This window comes from Campylobacter concisus, from assembly GCF_002165775.1.
In the GTDB taxonomy this organism is placed as follows: Bacteria; Campylobacterota; Campylobacteria; order Campylobacterales; family Campylobacteraceae; genus Campylobacter_A; species Campylobacter_A concisus_E.
Map to the genome: position 1 here is coordinate 170688 of NZ_NDYP01000007.1, position 19803 is coordinate 190490.

Sequence of the window (19803 nt, forward strand, 5' to 3'; positions counted from 1 at the left end):
TTTGATAGCAGACGAAATTTTAGAAAATCTTTCAACACAAATTTCACCTGAAGAATACCAAAGTTATATCAAACAATTAAAATTTAACGAAAAGGCTTCAGACGATCATATTATAGTATTCACTGCACCAAATGAGTTAATGGCTAAATTTATAAATACAAGATATGCTGATAAGATCGCTCATCTATATGAAGTTAGAACAGGGATAAAGCCAAATATTGAAATTTCATCTACTAAAAGTAGCAAGGTATCAAAACAAAATCAAATAAATGTCAAACAAATAAAAACACAAAGTAGCATTTTAAATCCAAGCTACACATTTGAAAATTTTGTCTGCGGTGCATCAAATCAATACGCATTTTTAAGCGCAAAAGCAGCTGCTGAAAAACCTGGCGTACTTTATAATCCACTTTTTATCTATGGCACCACGGGACTTGGCAAGACTCACTTACTCCAGTCAGTCGGAAATCACTGCCTAAATAAAGGAAAAACCGTTATTTGTGTAACTAGCGAACAATTTATGATAGATTTTACCAGTCACATAAATAATCACTCAATGCCAAAATTTCGTGAAAAATATAGAAACTGCGACGTTTTACTAATAGACGATGTACAGTTTCTTGGTAAAACTGATAAAATCCAAGAGGAATTTTTCAACACATATAATGAACTTTTAGCAAAAAATGGTCAAATAGTTATGACTTCAGATCGACCTCCAAAAACACTAAAAGGCTTTGAGGATAGGATGATTTCAAGATTTGATAAGGCTTTTATGGCTGATATTACGCCGCCTGAACTTGATACAAAAATAGCCATCATCATCAAAAAATGTGAATTTGATAAAATAGATCTAAATAAAGAGGTCATAAACTACATAGCTACAAACATGGGAGATAATATCCGTGAGATCGAGGGAGCTATCATAAATTTAAACGTATTTAAAACTCTTATGAAAGAAGAGATCACACTTGATCTTGCAAAAAGTATATTAAAAGATTTAATCAAAGAAAAACGTGAAAATATAAATTTCGATACTATCGTTGAAATAGTTAGTAAAGAGCTAAATATCAAACAAAGTGATATAAAAAGCAAATCAAGAGTTACAAATATCGTAGAAGCAAGACGAATCATCATATATCTTGCAAAGATGCTTACAACAAACTCAATGCCACAAATTGCAAACTATTTTGGCATGAAAGATCACAGTGCAGTTAGCCATAATATTAAAAAGATAAATGAGCTAATACAAACTAATGAAATTTTTAGTCTAAAAGTTACTGAATTAAAAAACAAAATTTTGACAAAAGGATAAAATACAATATGAAATTTGTGAATAAATGTGAAAAAGAAAATATAATTTTTCACATTTCAAATAGCTGTATTTCGGTGTTTGAAAGCACTTTTCACTTTTTAACATCACCTACTAAAACAAAAAAATTAAATTTAAAAATAGAAGGAAGTTTTTAATGAAAGTTTTAATAAACAAAAATATGCTTGAAAGCATAGTAACAAATACAAACCCATATCTTGAAAAAAGAGATCTTAGTGCTATAACTTCTCACATTTATATCTCAGCAAAAGATGGGGTTTTAAATATAAAAGCAACTGATCATGAGATAGGATTAGCATATAAGTTAAGTAATGTAAAAATTGTTGATCAAGGTTATGCAACTGCAAATGGTAAAAAACTACTTGACATTATAAAAAGTCTAAAAGACGAAGAAGTGATGTTGGAAACTGTAAATAACTATCTTTATATAAAACAAAAAAACTCAAAATACAAACTTCCAATGTATAAATTTGAAGATTTTCCAGAATTTCCAACGATTGAGGGTAAATCAAAATTTGATGTTGATGCTGTTATGTTAGGAAGAAGTTTAAAGAAAATTTTACCAAGTATTGATAGTAATAACCCAAAATTTGAACTAAATGGTGCATTCCTTGATATTAAACAAGACTTTATAAATATAGTCGGCACTGACACAAGAAGACTTAGTGTATTTAAATTTCAAACACCAACTGAAAAAGAATTTTCACTTATAATCCCTAAAAAAGCTATCAATGAAATACAAAAACTATTTTTTGACAAGATAGAAATTTATTATGATGAGAATATCTTAATCGCTCAAAGCCAAAATTTTGAATTTTTCACAAAACTTATAAATGGTAAATTTCCAGACTATGAACGTGTCATACCAAAAGAAGTAAGAAAAAGACTTCAATTAAGTAGAGATAAGATGATAGATGGTATAAAAACTATCTCAATGCTAAGTGATACAATGAAAATAACTTTTTCAAAAGATAACATAACATTTGAAAGTGTTATAGAAGATAACTCTGAAGCAAAAACTACGATAGATTATCAAACTGGTTTAGAGCTTGGAGATGAATTTTTCATAGGTATAAAAAATAGATATCTACTTGACTTTTTAAGTAGCATCGAGGATGAAAATTTTGAGCTTGGATTTAATGAAAGCTCACTAGCATTTGTTGTAAATTCAAAAGAATTAACAACAGTAATAATGCCGATAAATTTATAAGATAAGGCAAGATTATGGAAAATAATTACGGCGCAGAAAATATCAAAGTACTAAAAGGTCTTGAGGCGGTCAGGAAGCGCCCAGGCATGTATATAGGCGATACTAACATAAGCGGTCTTCACCATATGATCTACGAAGTCGTTGATAACTCTATCGACGAAGCGATGGCAGGATATTGTGATACGATAGATGTTGAGCTTACACGTGAGGGCTCAGCGATCATTAGCGATAATGGCCGTGGTATCCCAGTAGATATGCACCCGACTGAGAAAATTTCAGCTGCGACTGTTGTTTTAACTGTACTTCACGCTGGTGGTAAATTTGACAAAGATACTTATAAGGTCTCTGGCGGTCTTCACGGCGTTGGTGTATCTGTCGTAAATGCCCTTTCTAAAAAACTAGTCGTAAATATCAAACGTGATGGCAAGCTTCACAGACAAGAATTTGCAAAAGGTATCCCACAAAGCGATCTTGAAGTTATAAAAACTACAAACCGCACAGGCACACAAGTCGAATTTTGGCCAGATGATAGCATATTTGAAGTGACTGAATTTGATGACGAAATTTTAGTAAAGAGATTTCGCGAGCTAGCCTATCTAAACCCAAAGATAACTATAAATTTTAAAGATCAAAGAAATGGCAGAAGTGAGAGTTTTCATTTTGAGGGTGGACTTGAGAGCTTTGTAACTGATATGAACAAGGCAAATCCTGTTAGCAAAGCTGTCTCATTTAGCGGCGGCGAAGATGATGTTATGGTTGATTTTGCATTACTTTACAACGACACTTATAGTGAAAATTTACTAAGCTTTGTAAATAACATCAAAACTCCAGATGGCGGTACACACGAAGCTGGATTTAGAGCTGGCCTTACAAGAGTTATCACAAACTACGTTCAAGCAAATGCTGCTGCACGTGAAAAAGATACAAAGATAACTGGTGAAGATATCCGCGAGGGACTTATCGCAGTTGTGAGCGTAAAAGTGCCAGAGCCGCAGTTTGAGGGACAAACAAAGGGTAAACTAGGTTCTAGCTACGTAAAACCTATCGTTCAAAAGATGGTTTTTGACGTGCTTACAAAGTATTTTGAAGAAAATCCTATCGAAGCAAGAGCGATAATGGATAAAGCTCTAATGGCAGCTCGTGGTAGAGAAGCCGCTAAAAAAGCTAGGGATCTAACTCGTAAAAAAGAGAGTATGAGCGTAGGTACACTCCCTGGTAAACTAGCTGATTGTCAGAGCAAAGACCCAGTCATCAGCGAGCTATACTTAGTGGAGGGCGACTCTGCGGGCGGTTCTGCAAAGCAAGGACGTGATAGAGTTTTTCAAGCGATATTGCCGCTTAAGGGTAAAATTCTAAACGTTGAAAAGGCAAGACTAGATAAAATTTTAAAGTCTGACGAGATAAAAAATATGATAACAGCTCTAGGTTGCGGCATCGGAGATGAATTTGACGCTGAGAAGCTTAGATATCATAAGATCATCATTATGACCGACGCCGACGTCGATGGTAGCCACATCCAGACACTGCTTTTGACCTTCTTCTTTAGATTTTTAAATAAAGTTGTAGAAAACGGCCACATCTACCTAGCTCAGCCGCCACTTTACCGCTATAAAAAAGGTAAGAAAGAAATTTATCTAAAAGATGAAAAGGCATTAAACGAATTTCTTATCGAAACTGGCATAGAAGGTGTTGATATAGAGGGTATCGGCAGTGCTGATTTGATTGATTTTTTAAAGATCGTTGCAGCTTATAGAAGTGTCTTAAAAGAGCTTGAAAAACGCTTTAACGTCCTTTCAGCGATCCGCTATATGATAGAAAATCCAGACATCGTCTCAAAAAGCTACAATGAAATTTTTGAAATTTTAAAGAATTTCTTAAAAGCTGAGGGTCATAACATCCTAAACCACTACGTTAGCGAAGATGAGATTAGAATTTATGTGCAAACTGAAAGCGGCCTAGAAGAGCTTGTAGTAAATGAAAATTTATTCACAAACCCACTTTATGAAGAGGCGCTTTACATCAGCCAAAAGATAAAAGAGCATGGCCTAGACTTGCATAGTGACGTTATAGACGTGCTTGATGAAGTAGAAAAAAATGCGAAAAAAGGTGCATATATCCAGCGCTACAAAGGTCTTGGTGAGATGAACCCAGAGCAGCTTTGGGAGACAACTATGAACCCTGAGAATAGAAGACTTTTAAAGATCGATATAAACGACGCTATAAGCGCTTCTGACACGTTTAATCTCTTTATGGGCGATGAGGTCGAGCCAAGAAGAAACTACATCCAAGACCACGCAAAAGACGTTAAACACTTGGATATTTAAAAGGTGATCAAATTTAAATTTGACCTAGTTAGCAAAAATATAAAGGATAAAAAATGAGCGAAGATCTAAAGTTAGAGATGAAATATGGTGAGAAAATTTTGAAAGAATTTGACGTAGAGAGTGACCTTGAGGTCTGGGAAAATAAGCAAACAAGGGACTATGTCATAAAGATCACTCTGCCTGAATTTTGCTGCCTTTGCCCTCGTTCTGGTTATCCTGACTTTGCGACGATATATCTTGAGTACATACCAAACAAGCTTGTTGTTGAGCTAAAAGCGATAAAGCTTTATATAAATAGCTTTATGAACCGCAATATCAGCCACGAAGATAGTATAAATGAAATTTACTCTGTTTTAGAGAAAAAACTAGAGCCAAAATTTATGAAAATAGTTGGCGACTTTAACCCACGTGGAAATGTCCATACAGTTATCGAGATCAGCTCTGATCTAGTGGTGAAAAAGCCAGCTGAAGAGAAAGAATTTACTCCAAGAACTAGAGAAAGAAGCAGCTTTGGCGACAAGCCACGCGAAAGACGTAATACAAGCGATCGTGGTAGCAGTAGAGGCACTGGCAGCAGAGGTGGCAGAGATGATAAATTTAAAAAAGATGACAAACCAAGAAGAAGCTCAAATAAAGATGGCTTTAGAAAGATAAGCTATGCCGATGATAAGAAGCCAAAAGTAGTCAAAAAGGATAAATAATGATAAGTGCTAAGCTTATAGAACATATCTTTAAAGCAGCATCTATATCACGTTGGAACGACTATCCAAAGATGGCAAATTTAGTCGAGCTTGATAAGCAGGCTCATAAATTTATTATCGCTTATTTCATAGCAAAACAAGAGCAAGACGCCGATATGAACTATATCATTGAGGCTGGAATTTTTGAGTTTTTAAGTAGGGTCGTAGTCACTGACATACGTCCAGATGTCTTTCATCACATACAAAAGACAAAAAAAGAGCAGATAAATAGCTGGGTCTTAAACAACCTAGAGGAGCTGATCTCAGAAATAGAAGATGGTAAGTTTTTAGAGAGATTTAAAAACCACTTTAAAAATGATAAAAAGCATGAAAAAGAGCGCCTCATCCTAAAAGCAGCCAGCTATCTTGCCACGAGGTGGGAATTTTCCATAGTCTATCAAACGAGCCAGTTTTTAAGCGATATCGACGAGCTTAAGGCGAAGGTTGAGGAGGAGATGGAGGATTATTACGAGTTAATAGGCGTTAGAAAGATTGCTATGAATCAAAAATTAGCCCGCCTAGTTGATCTTAGTGGCAGGTTAAGGTTTCAAAAGCGCTGGGCACAAACACCTCGCATCCCTGAAACTGCGGTCTTAGGACATATGCTGGTTGTTGCGATACTTAGTTATTTTTACTCACTCAAAGCAAAAGCTTGCAAAAAACGTTTAGAAAATAACTTCTTTTGCGCACTATTTCACGACCTACCAGAGAGCCTCACAAGAGATATCATAAGCCCTGTGAAATACGGTGTAAAAGGGCTAAATGAGATCATCAGCGAGTATGAGATGAGGCTTATTGATGAGAGGATTTTGCCATTTGTACCCGAAAAAATAAAAGATGAGTTTAGCTACATCCTTGGCATCAGAAAAGATGGCGAGAAATTTATAAAAGATGAGTTTGAAAATAGAACATATGAGCGCAAGATCATCTGCCATGAAGGGACAATGGAGAACGTAAATGAGGATAAATTTAACCCGATCGACGGCAAAGCGCTAAAATACTGCGACAAGCTCTCAGCTTACATAGAAGCTGGAATTTCTATAAGCTACGGCGTCAAGTCAAAAGAGCTAACCGATGGCTTTAATAATATGTATAAATTTTTTAGTGAAAAACCTAAGATTGATGGAGTGGATTTTTTAGAAATTTGCGATGATTTTAATGAGCATTTTGGTTTAGAAAGACCCCCTCTCAGATAACTGCGGCACACACTTAATACAAGTGCTCTGCTGTGTTCCCACCCTGAAGCGGTGCTCATAAAAAGCATTGCACAGGTCTAAGAAGGAGCTTCGCAATCATACAGAAACTATACTTAAATTTTGTTTTATAGTTACATTTTTAAAAATTTAGCTTTAAAAGTATATAATCAGCCCAAATTTCATAAAAAGTAGAGTAATGTCTGGAAAGTTTAAACTTCGTTTTTTATCAGCTTTTAGAGATTTTTTTATCTATCATCACAAATCTTTAGAATTTCGTGCAAAAATTTTTGCCGCTATGATCTCTGCTAAATTTGACCCAGACGAAGATGATTTTTTTGTTTTAAATGACATTACAAATGAAATTTATGAAAATGACCAAACTAGAAAAGACTTTTTGATCCAAACTGTTAGAGAGTATGTAGCAAGAGTTAAAAGAAACGATAGGATCACACTTGATGCACTACTTTTAAGCATTGATAAAGACCTAAAAGATCACAAAAGATACGCCAAAAAGATAGATTTTTCTCACCTTCGTCGCTTGATGAGTGGCTGTGAGGAAGAAATTTTAGTTCAGCAAAGAGTTTATGAGTTTTTAATAAACGAAGTCAAACTCTATTCTTAAAATTATCATTCATTTTAAATTTTTAATCATCAACTAGTATAAAAATTATTTCTTCATCTGAATAGCAGTCTGGATCATCTCATCACTTGTTGTGATACTTTTTGCACTAGCCTCATAAGCCTTTTGTGTGACTATAACCTCACTTAGCGCTTGACCAAGATCGACGTTACTCATCTCAAGCTTGTTTGCTAAAATTTGTGCTCCATAAATGGTCTCACCAGCTTTATTTTTGTAAAAAAATGCTTCGCCTGAATTTGGAGTTGCTTCATAGAGATTATCACCCACTTTTGCCACACCTTGGTCGTTTTGGAAGTGATAAAGTGCTACTTTTGCTACGATAAGTGAACGAGAATTATCAAAATTTGCCATGATATTACCACGGTCATCGACGCTGTATTTTGTGAGATTTCCCTCGGCATAGCCATCTGCTTTTATGACGAAGTCTTTTTTTGAATTAGCCGAGCTTGTTATGCCATTATAGACATTCGCATCTCCATCGCCAAGAAAATTTAAAGCTACGTTTCCAACGCTTGTTAATGTATTTGTAACAAGCCTACCGCTACCATCAAAAGTAAGTGTTCCCATAGATGTATTTTGCACAACACCATTAGCATCAGTTATCGTAGCTGTGGCATTCCAGGTAGTTTGATTGCCACCTTGAGGGATTTGCTTTGTAAAATTTATAGTTACTAAGCTCTTTGTACCATCACTGTTATATATCTCTGAGCTTAGTTTTTCTTTATTAGCTACTTCAACTAGTGATGTAACTTCAGCTTTTACATCTAAGCTAGCAAAATTCATAAATTTTAAGCTTTTATTGTTTATATGCCAGCTACCATCGCTCTCTAGCGTGGTTGAAAACTCACTAAATTTACCATCACCATCTTTTACTTTTACCACTACGCTATCACCTGCTTTTGTACCAAATCTTGTCTGACTTAGTGGGATTTGCCCATTTAGTGAGATAGTTTTGTTTGTATTATCGAGTGTATAGTTAAAATTTGCCGCATCAATGGCTGTTGTTCGCTTATCTGTTATAAGACTTGAGTCTAGGTTACCTTTTAAATTTATATTTTTTGTTTGCTTGGCTGGCATATATAAAAAATGAGGTAAATTTATACCTTTTTGTGAGCCAGTATCACCTAGTTTTAGATCTTCTTCTTTTGCAGTAAATGCCTGCGTGGTACCTTTTGTTTGACCATATTTTCTAAGAGCATTAGCACTTGGAGTGACTGGAGTAAAACTTGTTAACGTACCAAGAAGCAAGTTGCCTTTATTATCTACTAAATTTCCAGCCCCATCTATATCAAAGCTACCTGTTCTTGTGTAGTAGTTTCTACCATTTTTATCAACGACACCAAAAAAGCCTTTACCGCCTATGGCTAGGTCGAAGTTATTATCAGTATTTTGAAAACTACCATTTGTCATCTTTAAAGCTGTCGTTTGTTTCGTAGCTCCAAGACCTACTTGATTGTTAGTTGGACCACTTCCAGCAGAAGCCATATGTTGATTGATTAAATTTTTAAACTCAGGGATTGAAGCTTTAAAACCTACGTTGTTGATATTTGAGATATTATTTGCCCAAACATCCATGCCAAAGCTTTGTGTTTTAATGCCACTAATTCCGTTGTAAAAACCTCTCATCATGGCTTTTATCCTTCGTAAAATTCAGATATTTTATCCATTGGGACATATTCACCTGCGATTTTTATCATGGCTTTACCATCTACAAATTTTACTGCTTCAACCGGATAGCTACCTACTTGAGTCTTGTATGAATTACCATCTTTTCCAGTGTAATTAACAGAGACTGTATATGCGCCGTTTGGTAATTGTTTTCCAGAATCATCTTTGCCATCCCAAGATATTCTGCGAACTCCTGATTTTAGATCTTTTATATCGATTGAACGAACGACCTCTCCATTTGCATTTTTAATTTCAAGCTTACCATTTGCAAGATCTGATTTAAAATAAAGTGCAAAATTTACAGTTTTTTGCTCATCTGTTAGTAAAACCGAGTTTGAACCAGTTGAGACCATTTTTCCAAGGGCTGAGATAGCGTAGGCATTTGCATTTGATTTTAACTGATTTACAAGCTCTTTCATAGCTGAGTTTGTATTTTGTTGCATCTCTAGTGATGCTAGCTGGCTAGTTTGCGTAAGCATCTTTTCAGTATCCATAGGACTTGTTGGGTCTTGATACTGAAGCTCTGTTAAAAGTAGCTTCATAAATGCATCTTTATCTAGCTGTGCATTTGGGTTAGTTCCTGTGCCAGCTGCCGCATCTTGCTTTGCTTTTGCTTTTTTCTCGGCATTTTTTTGTTGTGTTGTTTGTGTAGTTATATCTGAAACTGAAGCCATGATCTCTCCTAAATATATCTTGGTATTACTAGCTCAAGCAAGCTTTGTTCCGCTTGAGTGTTTTCGCTCTCATCACTTTGATTTGAGCTATATTTATTCTTTGCTTGTTCTTTTTTATCTTGTCTTTGATTTTGATCTGAGAAATTCATCTCAAGCTCGGTAAATCCCATATTTACAAGGCTATTTTTAAACTCGGCTTGATTTTGCAAAAATAAATTCATCGTAGCCGTGGTTGAGTTAAAATTTACATGTAAGTTATTGCCACGATTTACCATCGTGATCTCGACCTCGCCTAAATTTAGTGGATTAAGCGTTATGTTAAAACGAGTGATCGGAGCTTTGTAGTTTTGAACCTGCTCTTTTAGTGTAGAAGAGAAATTACTAAGCGTCTCTTTTATCTCAGCCTTTGTTTGAAGCTGGTGTTTGGCGCTATTTGCGATATCTTTTACCATTTGATTTAGTTCTGATTTATTATCGCTATTAAATATCTCTTTGCTCTCAAAATTCTCATTTTTTTGTTGTTCTCTTTCAGGGAAGAGTAGCGACTCAAGAGTTGGAGCTTTTTGTGCCTTTTGCTCGTGTAAATTTACCTTTACTTTTGGCTGCTCCTCTGGCTCAACATCCACTATCTCATCATCAAGCTTTACTTCGCTATCTAGCTTTTTAGGCTCTTCATTGACTAAATTTTTAACTTCATTTGTTGGATTTGCTACAACCTCTTTTAGCAAAGTATCAAGCTTTACGACCTCTTTTGGCTCGCTTTTGATGATAGTTTGCTCGACCTCGTTTTTTAGCTCTTTTAGGTAAAAAGGCTTATCCTCAGTCTTTATCGGCGTGAAAAATTCCTGCTTGCCCAAATTTTTAAACATATCGTTTAGTTTTGGCACATCTTCATTTGAAATTTCTATATTTTCAAGGCCAAGGTCAAATTTCTTAGCAAGGTCGATAAGATCACTAACGCTTTTAACGTTGCTAAGCTCTTCAACGTTTTGGGGCACACTTAAGAAATTTGCTATTTTGTCGCTGAAATTTGGAAATTTGCTTACCTTTTCATTGCCATTTAGAATTTCCAAAACTTGCAAAAGCTGCATGAAATTTGCATTTTCATAGAGCTCATTTTTTGTATCTTCGTCCAAATTTTCTTCAAGTGCGGCTGAAATTTTTGCCACGCTTTCGTTTTGCGCCTTTTCTATCGTCTCTTTTTGGATATCAACAGTTTTTACTATCTCTTTGACATCCTTTTCGGTGATCTTTTGACCGCTATTTGCCTTGCTCGCAGCCGCATCCAAAACCATTGACAAAAACTCGCCGTTGTTTTGAGACTTCTTCGCAGCCGCAGGCTTTTTAGTAGCCGCTGGAGCTAGCAAATCTACGTTGTTTTTCGCTGTGTAAGCTTGCATTTAATCCCTTTAAATTTAAAAACTTAACGCTTACATGCAAAATCTATTCCAAAAATTAATTTCTTGATATCAGCTTAAAATTTATAAAAATTTGGCTATAATCTGCCCCTATTTTAAAACTGATAAAGCGAAAAATATCAAACTAATAAACGGAGAAACATTTGGAAAAGATACGAAATATAGCCGTCATCGCGCACGTCGACCACGGTAAAACAACAATGGTTGATGAGCTTTTGAAGCAGTCAGGAACGTTTAACGAGCATCAAAACCTTGGCGAGCGCGTAATGGATAGCAACGACATCGAAAGAGAGCGTGGCATCACGATCCTTTCTAAAAACACCGCCATTCGCTACAAAGATACAAAGATCAACATTATTGACACCCCGGGCCACGCCGACTTTGGTGGCGAGGTAGAGCGTGTTCTTAAGATGGTTGATGGCGTTTTACTACTTGTCGATGCGCAAGAAGGTGTTATGCCACAAACTAAATTCGTCGTCAAAAAGGCGCTATCCCTTGGACTTCGCCCAATCGTCGTCGTAAATAAGATAGATAAGCCTGCAGGCGATCCAGACCGCGTTATAAATGAAATTTTTGACCTTTTTGTCGCACTTGACGCAAATGACGAGCAGCTAGAATTTCCAGTCGTTTATGCTGCTGCTAAAAATGGCTACGCAAAGCTAAAACTAAGTGATGAAAACAAAGATATGCAGCCACTTTTTGAGACTATCCTAGCTCACGTACCAGCTCCAAGTGGTAGCGACGAGAACCCACTTCAGCTTCAAGTTTTCACGCTTGATTATGACAACTACGTCGGCAAGATCGGCATTGCGAGGATTTTTAACGGCAAGATAGCTAAAAACCAAAATGTCATGCTTGCAAAGGCTGATGGCACGAAGACAACTGGTAGAATTTCAAAACTCATCGGCTTTATGGGACTTGACAGGATCGATATAAACGAGGCTGGCACTGGCGACATCGTAGCGATCGCTGGCTTTGACGCGCTTGATGTTGGCGATAGCGTCGTTGATCCAAACAACCCTCATCCGCTTGATCCTCTTCATATCGAAGAGCCAACACTTAGCGTTGTATTTTCTGTAAATGATGGCCCACTAGCAGGCACTGAGGGCAAACACGTCACATCAAACAAGATCGATGAGCGCCTTGCAAACGAGATGAAGACAAATATCGCGATGAAGTATGAAAACATCGGCGAGGGCAAATTTAAAGTAAGCGGCCGTGGTGAGCTTCAGATCACCATTTTGGCTGAAAATATGCGCCGCGAGGGCTATGAATTTTTACTTGGCAGACCTGAGGTCATCGTAAAGGAGATAAACGGCGTAAAGTGCGAGCCATACGAGCTTTTAGTGATCGACGCGCCTGATGATACGACAGGCACAGTCATTGAAAAACTTGGCAAAAGAAAGGCTGAAATGGTCTCTATGAACCCAACAGGCGACGGCCAAACAAGGATCGAATTTGAGATCCCAGCTCGCGGACTTATCGGCTTTAGAAGCCAGTTTTTGACTGATACAAAAGGTGAGGGCGTTATGAACCATAGCTTTTTGGAGTTTAGGCCACTTAGCGGCACCGTCGAGCACAGAACAAACGGCGCACTAGTTTCTATGGAAAACGGCGTAACACTTGCTTATTCGCTATTTAACTTGCAAGATCGTGGCGTGCTATTTCTTGATCCACAAGCAAAAGTCTATGTGGGCATGATCATCGGCGAGCACAGCCGTCCAAACGACCTTGATGTAAATCCAATAAAAGGCAAAAACCTAACGAACGTGCGTGCAAGCGGTAGCGACGATGCGATCAAACTAGTACCGCCTAGAAAGCTAAGCCTTGAGCGCGCGCTTGAGTGGATAGAGGACGATGAGCTAGTCGAGGTTACACCTATAAATATCCGCGTTCGCAAGCGCTATTTAGATCCAACAGAGCGCAAAAGAAAAGCAAAACTCTAATCAAAATTTATCATCTAGCCCCTTTGTAAAGGGGCTAATAATTAAACTCTAAAAACAGCAAAAAATTTACATAAATTTCTCATATTTTTTGCATTATTTATTTAAGTTGGCTTTGTTTAAGACGATTAAAATTTATCAATCTTAAAACTATTTATGCTTTAAAATACCATACTTACTTTTCTATTTTTACTTTTAATATAATCAATACAAAAATGCTTAGTTTATGCTAGAATCGGCGTAAATTTAAAGGAAACCGATGAAAAAACTAAAATTTATCTTCGCTTTCGCCGCAGCGTTAATTTTTGGCGGCTGCTACGAGACGACACTGCTTACGCGCGTGCCGATCTCTACGCTTGCTTCGGATAAAGGCGCGGATGTGAAATCCACGATCGTGCTAACTGGCATAACGCCGCAGACGCACGAAACGAAGACGGTAACGGACAACGTTCGCATTTTCGTCCCTGACGCTAAATTTAAGGATTTTCCGACGGGAGAAACCGCCTACGAGATGAGTGTGAGCGTCGGCAAGGGCGAAAAGGGCGGCAAAAACTCGGACAAGCGCGTCGTGCGGATATATCTAAGCCCAGACGGCGACGTCTACGGTAAGCTTAGCAAAAACATACTCGAGCAGTACGCGGGCGCAGCTAAACAGAAAATGGAGCCGACGCTAAAAGCGGCGATCAAATTTGAAAATGACACGAACGTCGTTTATGAGCTGGTCGTGGGCAACGAGTTTAAGGCGAGCGACGAGGCGCAAACGGGCGGCGTTTATACCTTGGCGCCTGGGCAGGTTACGGGCGCGATCTGGGCGGATAGCGCGGCGGTAAATACGGCGATCGCGGGCAAAGCGGTCAAAATCGGCACTCTAAAAAAGACGGCGAAATGAAAAACGTAAAAATAGGCTTCATCGGCGGCGGAAATATGGGCGGCGCGATGATAGAGGCGCTTTGGCGAGCGCAGTGCGGCGCAGCTAACGAGGGGCGAAGCTCGGTCGAGGACGAGCGAAAATCCAGCGGCGGTAGCGAGGCGCAAAGGGTGGAAAATTTAGCGCAAACGGATAAAAACGCGAGCTCGTACGAATGCGAAAAAGAGGCAAAATTTGAAATCCTAGCCTGCGCCAGAAGCAAAAACGAAGCCTTGCGGCAGAGATTTAGCGTAAAAATAGCCGCGAGCGAAACGGATCTAGCGCGCGAAGCGGACGCGGTCGTGCTGGCTACTAAGCCCGCTAGCTACGAGGCTATCTTGCGCCTGATCGCGCCCGAGCTTGCGGGCAAAATTTTGCTTCTTTTGGCGCCGGGTTTTGACATAAATCGCGCTAGGCAAATCGTAGGCGAGGGCGTTTATATCGCTCGCGCGATGCCAAATATCGCCGCTTGCATCGGCGCGTCGGCCACGGCTCTTTGCTTTGACGCTGGATTTAGCGAGGCCAAGAAAGAGACCGTGCGCGAGATAATCGCAAAAATCGGTAAAATTTACGAGATAGACGAGACCGGTTTTGCCGCATTTACGGGCATCGCAGGTAGCCTGCCCGCGTATGCGTGCGCCTTTATCGAGGCTGCGGCCGATGCCGGTGTGCGGGGCGGACTGCCTAGGCAGCTTTGCTACGACGCCGTTGCGGCAGCCGTAGAAGGGACGGCGCGTCTGATCCAAAGCGGCAAGCACCCGGCCGCGCTAAAAGACGAGGTCTGCTCGCCCGCGGGAACCACGATCGAGGGACTTGCCGCGCTTGAAAAGGGCGGATTTCGCGGCGCCTTGATGGATGCCGTCGCCGCTTGCATCGTCAAAGCGCGGGGTTAGGCAAATTTTTAAGGATAAAAATGAAAAATTTATTATTTGCGCTATTTGCGACGTTAAATTTATTCGCTAGCGAGCCGGACCTTTCGCCATTGTTAGCCGCAGATACGCTAGAAAAGGTCAAAAAATGCAAAAATCCCGACCTAAACGCCACCAAAGAGTGCGTGCAAGCGGGCATGGTAGCGGCAAACTTAAAGCAAGACTACGGCGCGGCGGAGGGGCTATTTAGCCTAGCCTGCGCCAAAGGAGACGGCGAGGGCTGCTTTTATCTGGGCGAACTTTATAAAAATAACCTAGTAAAAGCCGCGGATAAGAGCGAGCGCGAGACCAAGATTAGCGCGTATTACAAGGCTAGCTGCGTCCTTTACGAGTATTTGCCCGGTTGCTTGGCGCTAGCTAATTTCATGCAAGAAGAGCTGGGCGACGAGGTGCAGTCGTTTGCGATAAACAATACCCTATGCAACAAAAAATACGCTCCCGGATGCTACAACTTGGGCTGGATGATAGAGCGAACGGGAGGTGATATAGGCGAGATGATGGAGTATTACGAGCGCTCGTGTAAGCTAGGCTACGTAGGCGGCTGCGAGAGGGCGGCGTGGCTGTACGAGGGAAATTTCAACGAAAACAGATACGAGCAGGTAAAAAAAGACGCGAAAAAGGCAAAGCAAATGCGAAAAAAGGCGTGCGAGCTAGGCAATAAGCAAAGCTGCTAAATTGATAATAAGACGTTTTGACAAAAATTTTAAAACAATAAAACCCTAGGAAGTCTTAACATAGCTAGCAATTTAGAGTAGTAACTTTTAGCATATTTTTGAATTCTGTAAGAAGTTTGCTAATTTAAGTTTTTAAGTTTATAAAAGCTCTGCCATTATAGTGGTTAGTAAAGTAAGATTAAATTTTTACAGAGTTTGTGTTTGCTTATATTTTTAGCTATCAAAACAATCAACAAAACCCATTGATAAATTTTCTGCAAAATCTTATTTTTAATAAAAATGAATATTAACTTTCTTAAATAAAGCTAAATATAACAATATAATTTTAAGCCTTTAGGTTATAAAATTTTTTTAAATTTTATCTTTAAGGATTGCATTATGAAAATATTGTTTTTCGCTCCAGTTTTGGCTTGTAGTCTTGCCTTTGGTGCCGATGTCGTCGCAAAAGATGCCAATGTAACGCTAGATGGTAAAAATATTGGAAAGATCGAAGTTTTAACGCCAGTTGAGGTTATAGAAAAAGGTGAAAAGACGAGCAAGATAAAGGTTAATGGTGTGGTTTCAACGAACTATTTAGCCCAGCTTCAAAGAAGTATAGAAGATCCGGAAGTTTTTATTGCTTTTAATGATGAAAGTGGGACAAATTTTAAAAAAATAAAAGATATTGAAGATGAGTATGGCGAAGTATGGTACCAAGCAGAGGGTGTTTACGAAGTGCCAAATGACGCACTTGGTGGGGATACAAAAAATCTTTATGCAAAAGCACAAAAAATTTATGAGGAGACTTGTTCAGCATGTCATAGGCTTCATGAGCCAAATAGCTTTACAGCGGCTCAGTGGCCAGCAAATTTAGCTGGAATGGTCGATGCAAAATTTGTAGCACTAGACGAAACTGACCTAAATTTAGTGCTCAAATACTTACAACACAATGCCAAAAAAGTAAAATAAATTTTTCATAAGGGAGAAAATATGAAAAGACGAGATTTTATAAAATTTTCTGCACTTGCAGCCACTGCGGCACAAGCGAACAGGATTGAAGGTGTGACAAAAACCATTTTTGACCAAAAGAAAACTTTTGGAGCAAATAGATTTGGCCTATTTTGGGCAAATACCAACTCAAACCAAATCGTCTCAGTCGATCCATTTGAGGGCGATAAATTCCCAAATACCATGAACAACAGCTTGCCAGACCTCATCCAAAACGAAAGCCGCGTGCTCTATCCATACGTAAGAAAGAGCTACCTAAAGGCAAAGGGCGCAGCAAAGAGCGAGCTTCGTGGCAAAGAGGAATTTGTGCGCGTTAACTGGGAGACTGCACTTGATCTAGCAGCAAAAGCCTTAAAAGAAAATTTTGATAAGTATGGCCCTGAGAGCATCTACGGCGAGTGCTACTGGTGGGGCGGTAGCGGCAAGATCAGCTGGGGTAGGACTGTTGGTCACAGGATGCTAAAAGTGCTTGGCGGATATGTAGAAGAGAGCGGCGACTACTCAACGGGTGCTGGCCTTGTTATCATGCTTCACGTCCTAGGCAACAGCGCCGTTTATGATGCTCCGACAAAGTGGGAGGCTATCGCTAAAAACGCTAAAAATGTTGTATTTTGGGGCACTGACCCACTTGTAACTGATCAAATTTCATGGCAACCACCAACACATGATGGCTATCTTGGCATCAAAAAGATAAAAGAGGCAGGCATAAAAACTTATAGCGTTTGCGTCTTTAAAAACGACACCACAAGATACCTTGACTCTGAAGCTATCATCGTTCGTCCAAACACTGACGTAGCAATGATGCTTGGCATGTGCCACTATCTATATGAAAACAAGCTTTATGACGAAGAATTTATCAAAAAATACACAGTTGGCTTTAATAAATTTAAAGACTACCTGCTTGGCACAACCGACAAGGTAGTCAAAGATATCAACTGGGCTAGCAAAATTTGCGGAGTAAAAGCTGAGGATATCGCAAAATTTGCAACAGCACTTGCAAAAGAGCCAAGCGTCATCATCGCAGGCAGATCACTTCAAAGACAAGATCACGGCGAGATGAGCTTTTGGGGTATCGTAACACTTAGCGCGATGCTAGGTCAGATAGGCAAAGAGGGACTTGGCTTCGAGTTTAACCTCTACCACTCAAATGGCGCTACAGACAAGATCGCTCCGTCACTAAAAGGCATCAGCACTAGCATAAGCGAGAAATACGACAACGTAGATGGCGCTCCTTGGAAGAAATTTAAAAACGTCACCATCCCATCTTCAAGATCGATCGAGGCTTTGCAAAACCCTGGCAAAGAGATAGACTATGACGGCTCAAAGATCAAGCTACCACACATGAGAGTGGCTTACATGGCGTCTGGATCGATGTTTACAAGGCATCAAGACGTAAATAACGCCGTAAAAGCGTGGCGTAAATTTGACACCGTAATAACAGCTGAGCCATTTTGGACAAGCACAGCAAAACTAAGCGACATCGTCTTGCCAGTAGCCCTTGAAGTCGAGAGAAATGACATCAACCAAAGCGTGCCTACAAACGAGTATATCGTAGCTTACAAGCCTGTCGTAGAGCCTATGGGCGAGAGCAGAAGTGATTATTGGATCTGCTCACAAATTTGCAAACGCTGGGGCAGAGAAGAGGTCTTTACAGAGGGCAAAGATGAGCTTGGCTGGGCGAAAGAATTTTACGCAGACGCAGCCGAGCAAGCCAAAGGCATAAATGTCAAGATGCCAAGCTTTGATGAGTTTTGGAAAGAGGGATATGTTAGATTTGAGCAAGATGACGAAGCGAGCAGATACTACACAAGGCTTAGCGCTTTTAGAGAAAATCCACACAAAAACCGCCTAGGCACGCCATCTGGCAAGATAGAGCTCTACTCTCCAACTATCGCTAAATTTGGCTACAAAGACTTTGCGCCACACGTTGCTTGGATCGAGCCGTTTGAGTGGCTTGGCAGTGAAAAAGCCAAAAAGTATCCATTTAGCGTCACAACCCCACACTCAAGATACCGCCTCCACTCACAGCTAAATAACTCAATAATCAGAAACTACGCTGAAGTATGCGCTAGAGAGCCAATGCTAATAAACGTAAATGACGCCAAAGCAAAGGGCATCGCAACTGGCGACGTGGTGAGAGTATTTAACGACAGGGGCGAAATTTTAGTCGGCGCGCTTGTCACTGACATCATCCCAGAGCACGTTATCGCCATCTGCGAGGGTGCGTGGTACGATCCTGAAGTGCTAGGCGAAAAGAGCCTTTGCAAACACGGCTGCGTCAATGTCCTAACTCGCGACAAAGGCACATCTAGCATCGCGCAAAGCAACTGCGGACACACGATCCTTGTAAATTTAGAAAAATACAAAGGCGAGATCAAGCCAATCACCGCGTTTTCTAAACCAAAAATTTTGCAATCTTTGTAGAATTTATATAAATTTAGCCCTCGCTTGGGGGCTAAATTATTTTTAGGTCATTTATATCTTCAAATTTGATCCTAGTTTTTACAACCATAAGAGTTTTATTTTTGAAATTTACATCGGAGATTAGCCCTCTAATACTTGCATAGGTATAGCCGTCATAGTAGCTCACGTATACTTCATCAGCTGCTCTTAGCCTGCTTATCTTTTTTAAAATCTCATTCACCATGGTTTCATCAAGTTCAAGCTTTTCTCTTCTCTCACGCTCTTTTTGGCGGAGGGCTCGCTCTAAGGTTGATAGGGGATTAAACGAGCTAAAAATTTTTGCTCTATCTTTACTCGCCACTTTTGTGCCCTCCGATCTTTTTATTTCTATCTTGCCCGGTAGCTTCTGGTAGTAGATCGATAGCTCTTAAAACCGAGTTTTTACCAAATTTTTCTTTTATGAGATTTAGGGACTTTAAAACCGCCTTTTCTTTAGTATCATCCTCAAAAAGACTTTGGTGAGTTAGGTTCTCTTTTACTACGCCGTTTGCACTGATGCTAATTTGCCTAATCAGCCCAACATTTTTTATCTTGTTTAAAAGTAGCTCTTCGGCCAAACTCATCAGCACACTTGAGACATTTGTTGGTGCCTTAAACCGAACGCTTGCACGTTGTAGTGGCTCGAGTTTGTCGGCAAATTTTATATTTATCGTTATTCCGCTCGCCATTACTTCTTTGTTAATCATCCTAAGTGCTAGTC

At 39.4% G+C, this 19803-nt stretch carries 17 protein-coding genes, 1 other RNA gene and 1 pseudogene; 12 read left to right on the forward strand and 7 right to left on the reverse strand.

From position 1 onward, the window contains the following. Position 1 precedes the first annotated feature (1 nt). From dnaA to B9N66_RS07400, 5 genes are all read left to right on the forward strand, one after another. Positions 2-1312 carry a chromosomal replication initiator protein DnaA gene (dnaA, locus tag B9N66_RS07380; protein ID WP_054195855.1) on the forward strand — a complete coding sequence of 437 codons (1311 nt, stop codon included), beginning with the start codon at positions 2-4 and terminating at the stop codon, positions 1310-1312. Positions 1313-1466: 154 nt separating this feature from the next. Next, positions 1467-2540, forward strand: a complete 1074-nt coding sequence (dnaN, locus tag B9N66_RS07385; protein WP_087580505.1) for a DNA polymerase III subunit beta — start codon at positions 1467-1469, stop codon at positions 2538-2540. 14 nt (positions 2541-2554) lie between these two features. After that, positions 2555-4864: a DNA topoisomerase (ATP-hydrolyzing) subunit B gene (gene gyrB, locus B9N66_RS07390; protein ID WP_087580506.1), complete on the forward strand. Its 2310-nt coding sequence runs from the start codon at positions 2555-2557 to the stop codon at positions 4862-4864. 53 nt (positions 4865-4917) lie between these two features. After that, the gene (gene queF / locus B9N66_RS07395; RefSeq protein ID WP_180382087.1) at positions 4918-5565 is read left to right on the forward strand and encodes a preQ(1) synthase; all 648 of its coding nucleotides are present in this window, start codon (positions 4918-4920) and stop codon (positions 5563-5565) included. Continuing rightward, entirely contained in the window at positions 5565-6800 is a 1236-nt protein-coding gene (locus tag B9N66_RS07400) for an HD domain-containing protein (protein WP_087580507.1), read from the forward strand. The genes queF and B9N66_RS07400 overlap by 1 nt, the downstream gene beginning before the upstream one ends. On the opposite strand, the gene ffs is transcribed toward B9N66_RS07400, so the two are convergent. Then, positions 6787-6884, reverse strand: an RNA gene (gene ffs, locus B9N66_RS07405) — signal recognition particle sRNA small type. The two genes, B9N66_RS07400 and ffs, sit on opposite strands and share 14 nt — an antisense overlap. A gap of 112 nt (positions 6885-6996) precedes the next feature. On the opposite strand from ffs, the gene B9N66_RS07410 reads away from it, so the two are divergent. Further along, a complete protein-coding gene (locus B9N66_RS07410) occupies positions 6997-7422 on the forward strand; it encodes a hypothetical protein (RefSeq protein ID WP_054195859.1) in 426 nt (141 codons plus the stop codon). A 45-nt stretch (positions 7423-7467) separates the two neighbouring features. Here the strand turns inward: B9N66_RS07410 and B9N66_RS07415 are convergent, their stop codons facing one another. From B9N66_RS07415 to fliK, 3 genes and pseudogenes are all read right to left on the reverse strand, one after another. Beyond that, complete coding sequence (locus tag B9N66_RS07415) at positions 7468-9066, reverse strand: flagellar hook protein FlgE (protein WP_087580519.1); 1599 nt, start codon at positions 9064-9066, stop codon at positions 7468-7470. A gap of 8 nt (positions 9067-9074) precedes the next feature. Beyond that, positions 9075-9782: a flagellar basal body rod modification protein gene (locus tag B9N66_RS07420; RefSeq protein ID WP_021090228.1), complete on the reverse strand. Its 708-nt coding sequence runs from the start codon at positions 9780-9782 to the stop codon at positions 9075-9077. 8 nt (positions 9783-9790) lie between these two features. After that, positions 9791-10177, reverse strand: a pseudogene (gene fliK, locus B9N66_RS10140) (flagellar hook-length control protein FliK); the annotation flags it as partial. Positions 10178-11343: 1166 nt separating this feature from the next. Between fliK and typA the strand changes: the two are divergent. Continuing rightward, a complete protein-coding gene (typA, locus tag B9N66_RS07430; protein WP_004317297.1) occupies positions 11344-13146 on the forward strand; it encodes a translational GTPase TypA in 1803 nt (600 codons plus the stop codon). Between the two features lie 312 nt (positions 13147-13458). On the opposite strand, the gene B9N66_RS09975 is transcribed toward typA, so the two are convergent. Continuing rightward, entirely contained in the window at positions 13459-13599 is a 141-nt protein-coding gene (locus B9N66_RS09975; RefSeq protein WP_257639806.1) for a hypothetical protein, read from the reverse strand. A 55-nt stretch (positions 13600-13654) separates the two neighbouring features. Between B9N66_RS09975 and B9N66_RS09980 the strand changes: the two genes are divergently transcribed. From B9N66_RS09980 to B9N66_RS07455, 5 genes are all read left to right on the forward strand, one after another. Beyond that, the gene (locus B9N66_RS09980) at positions 13655-14032 is read left to right on the forward strand and encodes a hypothetical protein (RefSeq protein WP_257639807.1); all 378 of its coding nucleotides are present in this window, start codon (positions 13655-13657) and stop codon (positions 14030-14032) included. Then, entirely contained in the window at positions 14029-14943 is a 915-nt protein-coding gene (gene proC / locus B9N66_RS07440) for a pyrroline-5-carboxylate reductase (RefSeq protein WP_087580509.1), read from the forward strand. The genes B9N66_RS09980 and proC overlap by 4 nt, the downstream gene beginning before the upstream one ends. Positions 14944-14963: 20 nt before the next feature. Further along, positions 14964-15653, forward strand: a complete 690-nt coding sequence (locus tag B9N66_RS07445) for a tetratricopeptide repeat protein (RefSeq protein ID WP_087580510.1) — start codon at positions 14964-14966, stop codon at positions 15651-15653. Between the two features lie 378 nt (positions 15654-16031). Further along, entirely contained in the window at positions 16032-16601 is a 570-nt protein-coding gene (locus B9N66_RS07450; protein ID WP_087580511.1) for a hypothetical protein, read from the forward strand. Between the two features lie 21 nt (positions 16602-16622). After that, complete coding sequence (locus B9N66_RS07455) at positions 16623-19064, forward strand: molybdopterin-dependent oxidoreductase (RefSeq protein ID WP_087580512.1); 2442 nt, start codon at positions 16623-16625, stop codon at positions 19062-19064. Positions 19065-19095: 31 nt separating this feature from the next. On the opposite strand, the gene B9N66_RS07460 is transcribed toward B9N66_RS07455, so the two are convergent. Continuing rightward, on the reverse strand, positions 19096-19404 hold the full coding sequence (locus tag B9N66_RS07460) for a YolD-like family protein (protein WP_087580513.1): 309 nt from the start codon (positions 19402-19404) through the stop codon (positions 19096-19098). Next, the coding region (locus B9N66_RS07465; RefSeq protein ID WP_445082233.1) for a DinB/UmuC family translesion DNA polymerase at positions 19394-19803 on the reverse strand (410 nt) is incomplete at its 5' end. The genes B9N66_RS07460 and B9N66_RS07465, both read right to left, overlap by 11 nt.